Annotated in this window: 10 protein-coding genes and 1 pseudogene; 5 read left to right on the top strand and 6 right to left on the bottom strand. The window is 28.6% G+C overall.

Annotation, left to right across the window (positions count from 1 at the left end):
• Both J2127_RS06685 and J2127_RS06680 read left to right on the top strand, forming a co-directional pair.
• A pseudogene (locus J2127_RS06685) lies at positions 1–1484 on the top strand (hypothetical protein); the annotation flags it as partial.
• A gap of 346 nt (positions 1485–1830) precedes the next feature.
• Positions 1831–2409 (top strand): adenylate kinase, encoded by a 579-nt coding sequence (locus J2127_RS06680; RefSeq protein ID WP_209732787.1) that lies wholly within the window; start codon positions 1831–1833, stop codon positions 2407–2409.
• A gap of 163 nt (positions 2410–2572) precedes the next feature.
• Here the strand turns inward: J2127_RS06680 and J2127_RS06675 are convergent, their stop codons facing one another.
• The 3 genes from J2127_RS06675 to hisG all read right to left on the bottom strand — a co-directional run bounded on the left by J2127_RS06675 (position 2573) and on the right by hisG (position 6388).
• Entirely contained in the window at positions 2573–3517 is a 945-nt protein-coding gene (locus J2127_RS06675) for a malate dehydrogenase (RefSeq protein ID WP_209732786.1), read from the bottom strand.
• Positions 3518–3835: 318 nt separating this feature from the next.
• Positions 3836–5242 (bottom strand): Asp-tRNA(Asn)/Glu-tRNA(Gln) amidotransferase subunit GatB, encoded by a 1407-nt coding sequence (gene gatB, locus J2127_RS06670; RefSeq protein ID WP_209732785.1) that lies wholly within the window; start codon positions 5240–5242, stop codon positions 3836–3838.
• 264 nt (positions 5243–5506) lie between these two features.
• Complete coding sequence (gene hisG, locus J2127_RS06665) at positions 5507–6388, bottom strand: ATP phosphoribosyltransferase (RefSeq protein ID WP_209732784.1); 882 nt, start codon at positions 6386–6388, stop codon at positions 5507–5509.
• Positions 6389–7215: 827 nt separating this feature from the next.
• On the opposite strand from hisG, the gene J2127_RS06660 reads away from it, so the two are divergent.
• The 3 genes from J2127_RS06660 (at position 7216) to J2127_RS06650 (ending at position 11431) form a co-directional block, all read left to right on the top strand.
• The gene (locus tag J2127_RS06660) at positions 7216–7572 is read left to right on the top strand and encodes a UPF0058 family protein (RefSeq protein ID WP_209732783.1); all 357 of its coding nucleotides are present in this window, start codon (positions 7216–7218) and stop codon (positions 7570–7572) included.
• Between the two features lie 358 nt (positions 7573–7930).
• Positions 7931–9403, top strand: a complete 1473-nt coding sequence (cca, locus tag J2127_RS06655; RefSeq protein ID WP_432442930.1) for a CCA tRNA nucleotidyltransferase — start codon at positions 7931–7933, stop codon at positions 9401–9403.
• A gap of 402 nt (positions 9404–9805) precedes the next feature.
• Positions 9806–11431, top strand: coding sequence for a DUF530 family protein (locus J2127_RS06650; RefSeq protein ID WP_245326495.1), 1626 nt, complete (start codon positions 9806–9808; stop codon positions 11429–11431).
• A gap of 71 nt (positions 11432–11502) precedes the next feature.
• Here the strand turns inward: J2127_RS06650 and J2127_RS06645 are convergent, their stop codons facing one another.
• From J2127_RS06645 to J2127_RS06635, 3 genes are all read right to left on the bottom strand, one after another.
• Positions 11503–11658 (bottom strand): hypothetical protein, encoded by a 156-nt coding sequence (locus tag J2127_RS06645; protein ID WP_209732781.1) that lies wholly within the window; start codon positions 11656–11658, stop codon positions 11503–11505.
• Positions 11659–11781: 123 nt separating this feature from the next.
• Positions 11782–12411: a TIGR00296 family protein gene (locus J2127_RS06640; RefSeq protein ID WP_209732780.1), complete on the bottom strand. Its 630-nt coding sequence runs from the start codon at positions 12409–12411 to the stop codon at positions 11782–11784.
• 297 nt (positions 12412–12708) lie between these two features.
• Complete coding sequence (locus tag J2127_RS06635) at positions 12709–13773, bottom strand: NOG1 family protein (RefSeq protein ID WP_209732779.1); 1065 nt, start codon at positions 13771–13773, stop codon at positions 12709–12711.
• Positions 13774–13936: the final 163 nt, after the last annotated feature.

Genomic DNA, 13936 nt, shown 5'->3' with positions numbered 1-13936 from the left:
GAAATAAAAACAACTTAACTGTAGTAGCTCAAGACAATCTTGGAAATGAAGCTACTGAAGAAGTTATTTACGTAGTAGATGCAGAAGCACCTACATTTAGTGGGGTAAGACCTGTAAACGATCATGTTTTCATCGACGATAAAAATATAATTATTAAAGCGGTAGTTAACGATGAAAATATCGATACAGTCAAAGCTATAATCACACCGGTAGATGGAGCTTCATTACCTGCTGAAACATTATCCCTTAAAGGTAACGTTTATCAAAGCAACCCTATTGCAGGATTAACAAACGGTACATACTTATTTACAATAACTGCTAAAGATACATTAGGAAATGAAAACACAACTGAAGAATATAACTTCTCAGTTAAATTAGTAAGTAACGATACAGTTAAAGAAGCATTAAAAAACATTAACATTAGTGCTGATGTTTGGGATGAAATAAACATTAGTAACGTAACAACCGAAGAAGAAGAAGGTTTCAATGTTACATCAATTAACTTAAACAATGAAACTTTAGAAATTCCGGTAATGAAAAATGTTTCAACAAATATTTCAAAAGAGCTAATCATAAAACTTAAAAAGTCTAATGAGAAAGCTAAAGAATTAAAAACTACCTTAAAAACTTCCGCTGAAGCTCAAGACTCATTAAATAAAATTAAAGAAGCAATGGCTGATGCAAAAGTTTTAAACAATGGATTTAACGTTACAAACGTTACTTCAGAAATGACTGTAAATTCAAACAAAGTTTCAGCAAACCTTAAATTTATTGCAAATAACACCACCAAAAAAGGATATGTTATATTTAGAATACCATTAAGTGACTTTACCGTAAAAGGAGTATCAATTAAAGTTAACGATAAAAAACACGCTATAACAACTGAGAAGTCAGAATTTGGTTGGTATAAACTCTTAGATAATGATGGTGCTAGAGAGTTAGAATTAACTTTATTACAAGACCCTGAAGTTGACGTTGAATTTGAGAAAACCTTACCTACTACATCATCTGGTTCCTCTAGTTCATCAAATAATAGGGGAAGTAGACATCACAGTACCTCAGATTCAATTACAACAAGTAGTATGATTTCAGGTTCAAAAATAGTTTATGCAAATCTCGATAAAGACTATGCAAAATCATTAAAAAGTTCAGTTTGCGAATGTACAGAAGGTCTTAAAATAGACGATGATACAATTATCGTTGGCGGTCCTTTGGCAAACGCATTAACAAAAGAATATATGAACCAATTCCCAGTTTCAATTACAAATTCAAACCCTGGAGAAAATAAAGGTACCATACAAATGATGACTATTAAGTCAGAAGGAACTGGTATAGTAACTGAATACAACATTGTATTACTTGCTGGTTCAGATAGATTCGGTACACAAGCTGCCGTAGAATACTTTAAAACACTTGAAGAAGTTCCTGAAGAACCTATTTATGTAGAATGGACATCTTCAGGCGTTAAAGTAGTAAATAACTAAGTTGATAAAACTTAAAAGTTTTATCGAGTATACCAAAATAGTAATTAATATATTTAAACACAAAAATACATATTACATATTTAAAATTTTTATTTTTATTTTTATTTTTCAAATGTTTTTTACAAATATAATCTCCTAATTAAAAAATTATATTTTTAAAATTAACATTTTTTACAATTTTTTAAAACATGGTATAATTTTTATTCAATTTAGGGTAACTTTTATATATTGAGATTTAAATATATAAGTGGGTTGAATAAATAATAGATATACTAAATGTCGTATGACGTATATATCTAAATTTGAGGATATTTAAAATTTTTAAAATTTTTAAAACGGTGATTAAATGAAAAATAAAGTTGTAGTAGTGACTGGAGTACCTGGCGTTGGTAGCACCACATCATCACAATTGGCTATGGATAACTTAAGAAAAGAAGGCGTAAACTACAAAATGGTTAGCTTTGGTTCCGTAATGTTTGAAGTTGCAAAGGAAGAAAACTTAGTATCTGATAGAGACCAAATGAGAAAAATGGACCCTGAAACCCAAAAAAGAATTCAAAAGATGGCAGGTAGAAAAATAGCAGAGATGGCTAAAGAATCACCTGTAGCAGTAGACACCCACAGTACTGTATCAACACCTAAAGGTTACTTACCAGGATTGCCATCATGGGTATTGAACGAATTAAACCCTGACTTAATAATCGTTGTAGAAACAACCGGTGATGAAATCTTAATGAGAAGAATGGGCGACGAAACAAGAGTTAGAGACATTGATTCAGCTTCAACAATCGAACAACACCAATTTATGAACAGATGTGCGGCAATGTCATACGGTGTTTTAACAGGAGCTACTGTTAAAATCGTTCAAAACAGAAATGGATTATTAGACCAAGCTGTTGAAGAATTAACAAACGTTTTAAGATAATAAAATAATAAAATAATAAAGTAGTAATAAAATAATAAAGTAAAATAGTACTATAATAATATATTAATAAAGTAGTAAATAAAAAATAAAATAAAAAATAAATTCTAACTTTTTTGATTTTTGATTTTTGATTTTTAGCTTTTTTAAGTTAATATTCTGTAAATTAGATATCTGCAACAGATTTGCAGTAATCCCTAAGTACATCTACAGATTTTTTAAACGAGTTGTATTCCCAATCTTCCATTTTAATTGGTATTATTTCTTCGATTCCTTTTTTACCAACTTTTACTGGTACTCCTACACAGGCATTACCTTCTATACCTTCTATTTCATCTTCGAGAAATGTGGATAACGTTAATAATCTCCTATCATTGTTCGCCATACATTTAACAATATTAACTATTGCAGACGCAGGACCATATTCAGAGCCGTTTTTTAACCCATTTATACGTTTCCCGTGTGTTTTTATACTATTTAAGATATCATAGTAAGGGAAATTTTCATAATTCGGTAATCTACGCACTGGGATACCACCAATAGCTGCAGAGCTTATCAACGGTACCATACTGTCGCCATGTTCACCAACAATCCTCGCCCTAACATCATCTATATGGACATCAAAAAATTTAGCGATTGCCACCTTAAAACGCATCGAATCCAAGTGCGTACCTAACCCAAACACCTTGCTTTTATCGTATCCACTTTCCATTAGTGCTTTGTATGTCATTACATCTACCGGATTAGATACCATAAATATTTTAGTATCACAGTGCTTCGCAATCTCTTTTGAATAATTTTTTATAATTTTGGCGTTAGTCTTTGCTAAATCCAAACGGGACATATTGCCGTTACGTTTAGCCCCGGATGTTACAATTATCATATCACTGTTACATAAATTTTCAATTTCTGTATCACTATGAATTTTTATTTCAGCATCTCGCCCAGAAGCTGCTAAAGCATCATAGATATCCATTTTTACGCCTTCAAGCATATTCAATGATTTTTCACGAGCCACAAGGTTAATATTTTTAATGTATTTCTCACGTGCCAATAAAAATGATAGTTGTGAACCAATTTTACCGGAAGCCCCTATAACAGATATCTCCATAATTTCACCATTAACGCATGTGTTACATTTTTAATATTAATTTTTAATCTTAATATTAATTTTTATTGTTATTTTTATTTTAATTTCTAAATCTATTAATTTACCTATTTACATATTTTAATATTGTATTTTTTAAGTTTAATATATTCAGAATTATAATAAGTTTTTAAATTTCTATTGTATAAAATAAAACCAAAATTAATGACAATAATATGTGTTTGAAGTATTTATATTTTTATACAACTATATAATTATACAATTACACAAAATTTTAAAAAAAGATGAAAATTGATAGTAATGGCAGATAATTAATCTAATTTAATCTAACTTAGATTTCAATATTTTTACAACCTTTCCAGGTTCTGCCCTACCACGTGTTAATTTCATAACTTGCCCAACAATTGAGTTAAGAGCTTTATTGTTTCCAGATTTGTAATCTTCAACCGCTACAGTACTATTTTTAATAGCTTCTTCACAGAATTGTTCTAATTCGCTATCGTCACCCACAACGGTAAGACCTTCTTCCGCAATAATTTGTTTCGGTGACTTTTCACCCTTGTTTTCAACCATTAATTCGATAATTCTTTTACCGATTTTCTGGCTAATGGTTTTGTTGGTGATTGATTCGATTAACTCAACGATTTGTTCGGTTGTTAATCCACTATCTACGAAATCAACTTTATTGTACGTAAGAACTCTTTTTAATTCGTTTCTAATCCATGTTACAGATAAAGCAATGCTTTTTTCATCTGCTCCAAAGTGTGAAACTACTTTTTCAAACACATCTGCAAGTTCAAGGTCTGAAACTAAAACTTTAGCGTCATCTTCTTTAATACCATACTCTTCAACAAATCTTTTTTCCTTGTCGATAGGAGTTTCAGGCATTCTTTCTTTAACTATCTCAACCCATCCATGGTCTAATACGATAGGTTGTATATCCGGGTCAGGAACGTACCTATAATCGTCAGCGGTTTCCTTGCTTCTCATGGACTTTGTAATCATCTGAGCTTCCATAAAAGCCCTTGTTTCCATTTTAATTTCTCCGCCCCTTCTTAATACGTTCTTTTGTCTGATGATTTCATACTTTAATACTTTGAAAACACCTTTTATTGAGTTAACGTTTTTAACTTCAACTCTTTTACCTTGAACGCCGTTGTAATTAATGGATATGTTTGTATCTGCTCTCATGGTACCTTCTCCCCTAAGGTGACCAATGTATCTAAACAATCTCATTAACTGTCTTAAGAATTCCCTTGCTTCTTCAGGGCTTTTCATATCTGGTTCGGTAACTATCTCTACTAATGGAGTACCGCTCCTGTTGTAGTCTACAGTACCTAAATCAGGTTTATATTGCCCAGGGTCTTCTTCCAAGTGAACTTCTGTAATTTCAACGCCTAAGAAGTTACCTTTTACTCCAATAGGTACGGAAGTTTTTTGATATCCGCTTGGTAAATCAGGGTAGTTGTAATGTTTCCTTTGGAAATAGATATCTTTATCATAAACCATTTCACAGCCTAACATTTTAGCAACCATAATTGCAACATCGATTGCTTCTTTGTTAGGTGGCATTGGTTTTGCACCTGGATGACCCATACATACAGGACATACGTTCGTGTTTGGTTCTACATCTTTGTAGTTTGTAGGGCACATACAAAATAATTTTGAATTTGTATCCACTTGTACGTGAATTTCAAGTCCACATTTCATTGACAAATCATCGCTCATTTTTCCACCGAATGTATCAATATTAATTTTATAAATTTTATAAATTTTAAATTTTCATTATTCTATACACTTTATACGTTTTTACGTTTATATAAGTTATACTATTTAAATTTAAATAAATCTATCCATTTTAATTTATTAACGTATAATAACATAATAAAAGAATAGTACAATAATCCAACAATCCAACAATCCAACAATATCATAATTAGAATGGTAATAAAATATTAATACAGCAATAAAATATTAAAATAGAAAAATAATTTAGTTTATAATTCTTTCAATTGGTACAACTAAAATATCTCTTCCATCTAATTTTTCCAACTGATTAACGATTGTAAATATCTGATTTTCCTCTACAACAGCTTGTATTGCAACCATTGGCACATCGGTATTTTGATATGATTTTACTTCGGAGATTGTAGGTCCATTCATACCTGGAATAACCTTTATAATTTCTTCTACGTTACTTTTTGGCGCGTTTAACATGATAAGCCTTTTAGATTGTGCATACATAACGCTTCTTATTGCATTCATCAATTCGCTTATTTTTCTAGCTTTTTCCTCATCTTCAAGAGCGTTTTTATTTGCTACAAGTCTCGTCGTTGATGAAACTACTTCACAAACTTCCTTAAGTCTGTTTAATTTTAAGGTTGTACCTGTAGATGTTAAGTCACAAATTAAATCGGCAATCCCAATAAATGGAGCTATTTCTGTAGCACCACTTAACTCGATTATTTCAAGGTTTAAACCCTTTTTCTCCAAATATTTTCTGGTTAAACAAGGGAATTCCGTAGCTATTTTCATTCCGTCTTTAATATCTTCAAGACTGTTTATTTCAGAATTTTCTGGGGATGCGATAACTAATCTAGCGCTTCCAAATTTAAAATCAAGAAGTGTATCAATTTTATCTTCAGTATCCCTTTCCAACATTAAATCGTAGCCCGTAACTCCAACGTCTGCAACGCCATCGGCTACAAATTCAGGAATATCTTTCGCTCTCGCAAACATTACTTTTATTTCGTCGTCAACAGTGTTTGCAAATAAGCTTCTTCCTCTAACGGTTATTTTTAAACCCGCTTTTTCTAATATTTCATTAACTGGTTTTGAAATTCTTCCTTTGTTTGGTAGTGCAAGTAATATCATGCCATCACCTAAATAATTAGAAATCCTAGTAAATTTTAATAAATCTAGAGCTAATAATTTTAATACATATAATAAGTTAATAATTTTAAAATATCATGAGATATTAAGTACATCAAATGTATATAAACTTATTATTTATATTTATTTGATGTAATTTAACAAAATTTCGCAAAAATGTAAAAAATTCTAAAAAAAAATTTAAAAATCAAAAAAGTTACTAAACTTTTACCCATTATAACTAATATGGTCGTTATAAAGTTTAATTTACTGTTAAATCACAATCGAGTGCATATAATTAATTCTTGCAGTTATTTTATATATGATAAAGGGAAATAATTATAGGAATAGTTATATTGTTGACATATTGCTAATATATTTATAAAATTAACGACATAATATACTTATTAAAAAATAAATAAATATTAGAATAATAAGTCAAAAATAAGAAAAATAGCGGACATATGAAAAATAATCGACAAAATAGTCCCAAAAACTATTTATTCTTATAAAAATATAATCATATAAGTGTAGTTTTATATAAAAATTAAGTTTAATTCTAATTAATTCAAATTTAATTCTAATTAATTTAAAATTAATTTAAAATTATAATTAACGTTAAAACTAGCATAAAACTATAAATTTAGAAATTATTATTTATTTGTATCTATTCGATTGTTAGATTTATTCCTACGTAACTTAATGCCCTAATAACATAATCGTACAATCTTATACTAGTACCTTGTATACATTATGTAATATTGAGTTATATTCGGATAATTGTAGTTTAATCGTGTATTTAATGTAATAACCAGTATATGGGAGAAAATATGCATAAAGAACAACTAATGGAACTTCATCAATTTTTTGTACATGTATTCAAAGAAATAATGCCTGACCAAAATAAATGTGAATACTATGAAATCTATGAAAAATTAGATGTAAAACCTCACCACATCCACAAATTAAAAACAGAACAAAGAGCAGCTATATTTTTACTTGCAGCATGTATTGCAGAAGGTTTATCTGAAAAAGACGAAGCAATCCCTGATAACCTATCTAAAAGACTTGCAGACAATGCTTTTAAATATATAAATACAAAGTCAGCAGATAAGTTAAGCACAACGTCTGAAGACGGTCTCCATAAAATAAATGCAGGAGATTCCAAAGGTTTAGTTCGTAACTAAGTTGTTTTAGTGTATTATTTAGTTTATTACTAATTTAATACCCTAATACGGATTAATTCTCGAGATACTCCTCAATATTTTAAAATATAAAAATACATTCTTTAAATATTTAATAAGCTTATTATCGTTTATTTTACTTTTAATTTTACTTTTAATTTTAATCCATATATTAGTCAATTTATCCGTATCGCTATATGTGTGTATAAAATAATATATAACCCTAATTTTCAAATAGTTTAATGTAATTTAAAATAATTTAAGATAATTTAATGTAATTTAAAATAATTTAAAATAATTTAAGAGTGATTTCATGGTTCATAAAAATTTAAATTCCGATAAAAGTGCAAAAGTGCAAAAAATGCAAAAAATACAAAGTATCTTAAATGAAGTTTTAAAGGATGTTAAACCCTGCGAAGATGAAAAGACTCATTTAACTACTTTTTCAAAAAAGGTCATTGATACAATAAATAAAATGAAAGAATACCCTATTTTAAATGTTGTACGGGTGGGTTCGACTGCTAGGGGTACCAATCTAAAAAATGACCACGATATCGATATTTTTTTAAAATTTGAGAAAAATACTGATAGAGAAGAATTAAAGGAAATCGGTTTAAATTTTGGAATGGAACTTGTAAAAAAATTAAATGGAAAATATTGGATAAAATACGCAGAACATCCTTATATCACTGCAAAAATTGATAAATTTTCATTAGACCTCGTACCTTGCTATGATATCCAATGGGGCGAAAAACTTATATCTTCAGTTGATAGGACGCCATTACATAACGAATTTTTGTTGAATGCCTATAAAAGATATGAAGCTTGCTCTAGCAATGCAATAACTGACGATGTAATAATCTTAAAAAGGTTTTTAAAGGGCATAGGACTTTATGGTTCTGATTTAAAAACTGCTGGCTTTTCAGGTTACCTATGTGAATTATTGATTTATTATTATGGTGGCTTTATAAATCTATTGGATTCCGCTAGAATGTGGAAAGCAGGTAAGAAAATACTTTTAACGGATATTTTGGAGATATACAACATAAAAAGCCCAGAATGGAATACAGAATATTTAAAAAATCCAAATATTTATTTCAATGAACATTACGCCAATATAAGTTTAATAAATTTAAATAATTTAGATGAAAATAATTCCAACATCATAAAATTAAAAGAATACAAATTTTTGGATAATAAAGATTATAAAAATCAACCATTAATTGTTTATGATCCATCGGATTTAGATAGAAACGTAGCAGCCGCATTAAGTACTGAAAATTTCTATAAATTTGTACTTTACTCTAGAAAATTTTTAGAAAATCCAAATATCGAATATTTCTATGATTATGATAAAAAAGTGCTAAATAACATAAATGATAGGGAAAAAGGTTATGAATTATGCTTAAAAATACCTAGAAATCCTGAAATAGTGGACGATATCATATATCCGCAAATGGATAGGCTACAAAAGAGTATTTCTCACATATTTGAGGACAATGACTTTACCATTGTAAGATTTTCAAACCATGCAAATGAAAGTTTCTGTTATATATCTTGGGAATTCTTAATTTCCGAAATGCCTGACGTAATGTGTAAAATGGGACCTCCTATTTACTCACCCAAAGGTGTTGATAATTTTATAGCACATAATCCAAAATATTTCGTGAAAGAAGATAGATTATACGCATATTGCCCAAGAAAGTACAAATCGGTTGATGAATTATTGTACAATATCGTAGAAGGTAACTTACGAAAAATAATAACTTATCCTAAGTACGTAAATCCCGAAGAAGGGGAAATTTTAAAGGATAAGTATATCGAAAGAATTTAAAATAATAAATAAAAATAATAAATAAAATAATAAATAAAAAATTTGATAATGAATAAATATAAATATGTTGATATACAAATATAAAATACTAAACTAGTGATAACTATATAAACTATAAAACAATATCTAATTAAATTACTAAATACTACTTTAATATAACCTATTTTTACGGTTTATGTATTATGTTATTTTTAAAGGAATATAATACATTTTTAGCAAATTTATTCAAAATTAACACTATAGTTTAATTATAGGGTCAACTATAACGTGTAAACTATGCTTTAAACTATAATTTAATCTACAAACTATAAATTATAACCCATATAAATTATAATTATAAATTATAATTATAAATTACAACATATACTCGCATAATATGACAACAGGACGCAAAGTGAAATTATGGATAGCAGTACATTAATCTTAGAATGTAATGAATTTTTAGATAGCTTGGCGGATTTAAATTTAAAGGTATATTGTACTGTATACGATAATTTAAGTATTTTAAATGATGATAATCCACTTAATAAATTTGATAATGTAGAATTTGATAATTTAAAAGATGAAAATGACACAGATGTAGAAAATACCATAGATAATAAAGATAATAAAGATAATAAAGATAATAAAAACAATAAAAACAATACCGAATATAAACCCAATAAATTTGAAAATTTTGATAAATATAGTATTTATTCAAATGAAAAGCAACTTTTAAATGATTTAGAAAAAAACTTGGTAATTTTAGAAGATTATAGGGAAAAAATGGAGTTAAAAGGTTTTGATACTCCATATATAGGTGTTGGTAGACTAAACGGTGGTGAAGAAGACGATATATACGATATATTGAATTATTCATCTTATTTAAGACGCGTAGTCGATGAAAAAAAGGGCTCGCTCGAACGTGTTAAGTATGCCATAGTTTCCCATAAAATAGCAATCGGTAACTTACAGGACTCCGGAAATTTAGATTTAATATGTAATTTACCCTACGATGGCTCTTACAAAGAATTTTTATTACAATTGCCTCATTACGTAGTCAAAACTTACAAAAAATTCCTAACAATCTTAAATTCGGAAGGTAAATCTACTTTAAGCTCTACAACATTATCTATTGTTATAAAGGAAAATGGACGGAGAAAATTTAAGCGTATTAAAGTCGAAGAAGAAGATTATGAAAAATATATTCGGGATACGTATGGAGACGCGATAATAACCTCTATAAAAAAGAATTATACAAAAAGTAAGCTTTTAAACGACCAATACGTTAAAAAAATTCTAGCTTTATCTTATCTGCACACTTACCAGTCACTAATTGGGGATAAAATATTAAAAAACATTTCAAAAATGTTAAACATGAGCGAATTATCCTTAATAAGTCAGTACAAGCAAATTTGTCAAAATTATGAGCGTGCCGACTGTGACGGTGGTATCATAGATGTTAGGCAAATAAATGAGTTAAAATTTAAAAAATTACAATTAATTTCTAAATTGGAAGATTGCGGATTATATAAGGACGGAAAACCTTTAAAATGTCTCGAAAAATCTCTTGAAGTTGAGAATGCCATATTTGAAGACGCCTGTTTAAATGTTCCACTATCTTATTTATCAAATGATTTATTGAAATATTACTTAAATAACACGGCAGATGAAAGGACACGTTCAAATTTATTCCCTTCGATATTGGTAACCCCCTCAAAATCTCAATTAGCATGGTTAAGGCTCAAAAATGACCATAAAAAAGTTTTAAACTACAAACTAATATTGGAAAAGGAATTCCCAAAGTATGATTTACCGATAAAATTAACTGGTGGTATTTTATTGTATTTGGCTTACGATTGGGATCTTGTAGAAAACTATGGTTACTCTAAATCTGAAATAGAATCAGTCTTAAAAATTATTTGCAATCTTGAAGATATAACTAAAAAATTAGACTGTGAGCCTTTCGATATTGCAAAATTAAAAGAATACAATAACATTAAGAAAAAGAAGACTAAAAAATTCTTAAACGCATTGGGGAAAATCTAAATTTACTTAAAATAATTTATTTAACATAATTTAATCAAAATAAGTTATTTAAAATAAGTTATTCAACTTAATTAAATTTCTTGGATTTTTTCACATATTTCACATATTGTTTTAGAGCCAACTGCTTCAAATTCATGATTACAGAACTTACAAACTACTTTTTTAACTTTTAACTTATTTTCATCAATTACAGTATATTTTTTCAATTCATCACTTTCAAAATCCAAATTACTCACCTTACATTATTCAATTTCATGATATTTGGTTATATCTATTTTTATTATTTATAATTTCGTATAATTTTTTAATTTTTTAATTTATTATAGTTTATTATAGTTTATTATAATTTTTTATAATTTCTTATCTAACCCACAGCCCCTAAAATCTAAACGTTCCGTAACCATACCTTCAGGTTTTAATTCCCTAAAAACCTGTGCTTCAAATGAATAGATGTTGACATCATATTCTAACCATGCAGTGGGGTGCATACCTGCTTTAGTACACAAATTCGAAAGATACTGCTTTTTACTCCAATTATATTCTTTTGCAATTTGGGGTAGTAATAACCCTCGATATGTACCAAACTCAATAATCAAACCGTGTTTACCTATGCTCATTTTTTTTATATAGTCCATTGGGTTTTCGACGTCCAAAAGTTGAGGATGTGTCAATATACTAACTTCTATATCTATTTTCTTTAATTCATCACGTGTTATGGGTGTAAAACGTGGGTCGTGGACTGCAGCACTAATTGCAGCTTCCTTTAAGGCATCTTTAAGGGGCATAACAGGTTCTGGTATTCCAATACATCCTCGCAAGTTATTGTCGGACTGAGTGTATAAAGATATAAAAACCCCTCTAGTCTCACTAAATATTTTCGGAGCATTAGATATAGAGTAATCCGTACCGTTTAAATAATTCTTCAAAATTTGCCTTGTTTCATGTACTGCAAAAGTACCTTCTTCAAGAGATAGCTTCAAAAGGACCCCCTCCTCAATATCGAAGTTTACCCGTATTTTTGTGTTATTTTTCTTAATTTACTTATTTTATATTCCCATACAATATTTTCGTACAATATAATTTTCATATAATATATATTATATTTTTACGGTATATATTAATGTTATACAAATTAACGAATATTGAAAATAAAAATATTAAAAATAAAATAAGAAGTACATAAAAAAGAATAAAATATTAAAACTAATAAAAAAATAAAAAAATAAATGTAATAATAAAAAAATAATAGATAATAGATAATAGATAATAAATAAATTTTATTGTTCTATTAATTCAGATAATCCTATTTTATCAATTGTTTCAAGAATTTCGAATTTTAAAGATTCTATACCTTCTTTATTGATGGATGAAACCTTAACAACGTTAAAGTCTTCTAATTCTTTTTCCATATCTTCAATTCTTGCGATTTTGTCTTCATCCATATCCACATTTTCTAAATCGGATTTTGTCATAGCAACAATTACCGGAACGCTAAAAGTCTTTTCTACTTCCTTGAGTAAGCTCATCTGTGCGTCAACTGTAAAACCGCAATGTTCAGTAGGGTCTATAACGTAAATTAAAGCATCAGACAAGTAGTTTATCGCAATAACCGCGTGAAGCTCAATATCGTTTCTTTCATAGATAGGTCTATCCAAAACACCTGGTGTATCAACAACCTGGATTCCTTCTTCAGTATATCCGATGTTTAAACCTTTTGTAGTAAATGGGTAAGTGTTTACTTCTGGTTCTGCGCCTGTAAGGGTTCTTAATAATGTAGATTTACCTACGTTAGGGTATCCTGCAATAACTATTGAAGGTAAATCCTTAACTGTTGGTATATTCTTTAATTTGTTTTGTGCAACACCTAAAAATGCCAAATTAGGGTAAATCTGTTTTATAATTGAAGAAACTCTACCTACAAACTGTTTCCTGTAGAATGAAGCATCCTGTGGAGATTTAGCTTTTTTAGCTCTTCTTGAATATTGTACACCTAATCTTTTGATTATATCTGAAGCCCATTGAATTGCAGCAAGTGATTTTTTAAATTCGTCACTTCCCACCATAATTTCCAATATTTCCCTATAAAATGGCTGTAAATTGTCAACTGATGGCGTTTTTTCAACAATTTTTATTAAATTATCTGATAAAACTGATGAAATAACCCTAATTTTGTTATCTTCAATAATTCTTGATTTAGGGGTACTTAATCCTCTAGTTGTAGTCCTTAATTCCCCAGCTAATTTTTCAGCTCGCAAGTATGCTTTGTCCATTAATTCATCAGGATATAATATGGACGGCATTTCTTTAAACGGGTTTGCTTCTACTCTTCTTTTTCTTGCCATAGTTCTCACCATTTCCTACACTAAGTTATAATCTTTGTTATTGATTAGTGCCGTGTTTATATAACATATGCTAACGTGTCTTAGCATATTATTGTAACTTGTAATTAGATAATAATCGTTTAACTATATATATCTTATTTAAAACCAAAAGTTAAACAATTAA

It is taken from the genome of Methanococcus voltae, assembly GCF_017875395.1.
Classification (GTDB): domain Archaea; phylum AGJL01; class Methanococci; order Methanococcales; family Methanococcaceae; genus Methanococcus; species Methanococcus voltae_C.
This window is presented reverse-complemented; position numbering and strand designations above follow the sequence as displayed.

Bases quoted from the DNA above. Each gene is read 5' to 3' on its own strand.
- J2127_RS06660 (WP_209732783.1), top strand. From the start codon at position 7,216: ATGCATAAAGAACAACTAATGGAACTTCATCAATTTTTTGTACATGTA.
- hisG (WP_209732784.1), bottom strand. From the start codon at position 6,388: ATGATATTACTTGCACTACCAAACAAAGGAAGAATTTCAAAACCAGTT.
- J2127_RS06650 (WP_245326495.1), top strand. From the start codon at position 9,806: ATGGATAGCAGTACATTAATCTTAGAATGTAATGAATTTTTAGATAGC.
- J2127_RS06675 (WP_209732786.1), bottom strand. From the start codon at position 3,517: ATGGAGATATCTGTTATAGGGGCTTCCGGTAAAATTGGTTCACAACTA.
- J2127_RS06680 (WP_209732787.1), top strand. From the start codon at position 1,831: ATGAAAAATAAAGTTGTAGTAGTGACTGGAGTACCTGGCGTTGGTAGC.
- cca (WP_432442930.1), top strand. From the start codon at position 7,931: ATGCAAAAAATACAAAGTATCTTAAATGAAGTTTTAAAGGATGTTAAA.
- gatB (WP_209732785.1), bottom strand. From the start codon at position 5,242: ATGAGCGATGATTTGTCAATGAAATGTGGACTTGAAATTCACGTACAA.
- J2127_RS06635 (WP_209732779.1), bottom strand. From the start codon at position 13,773: ATGGCAAGAAAAAGAAGAGTAGAAGCAAACCCGTTTAAAGAAATGCCG.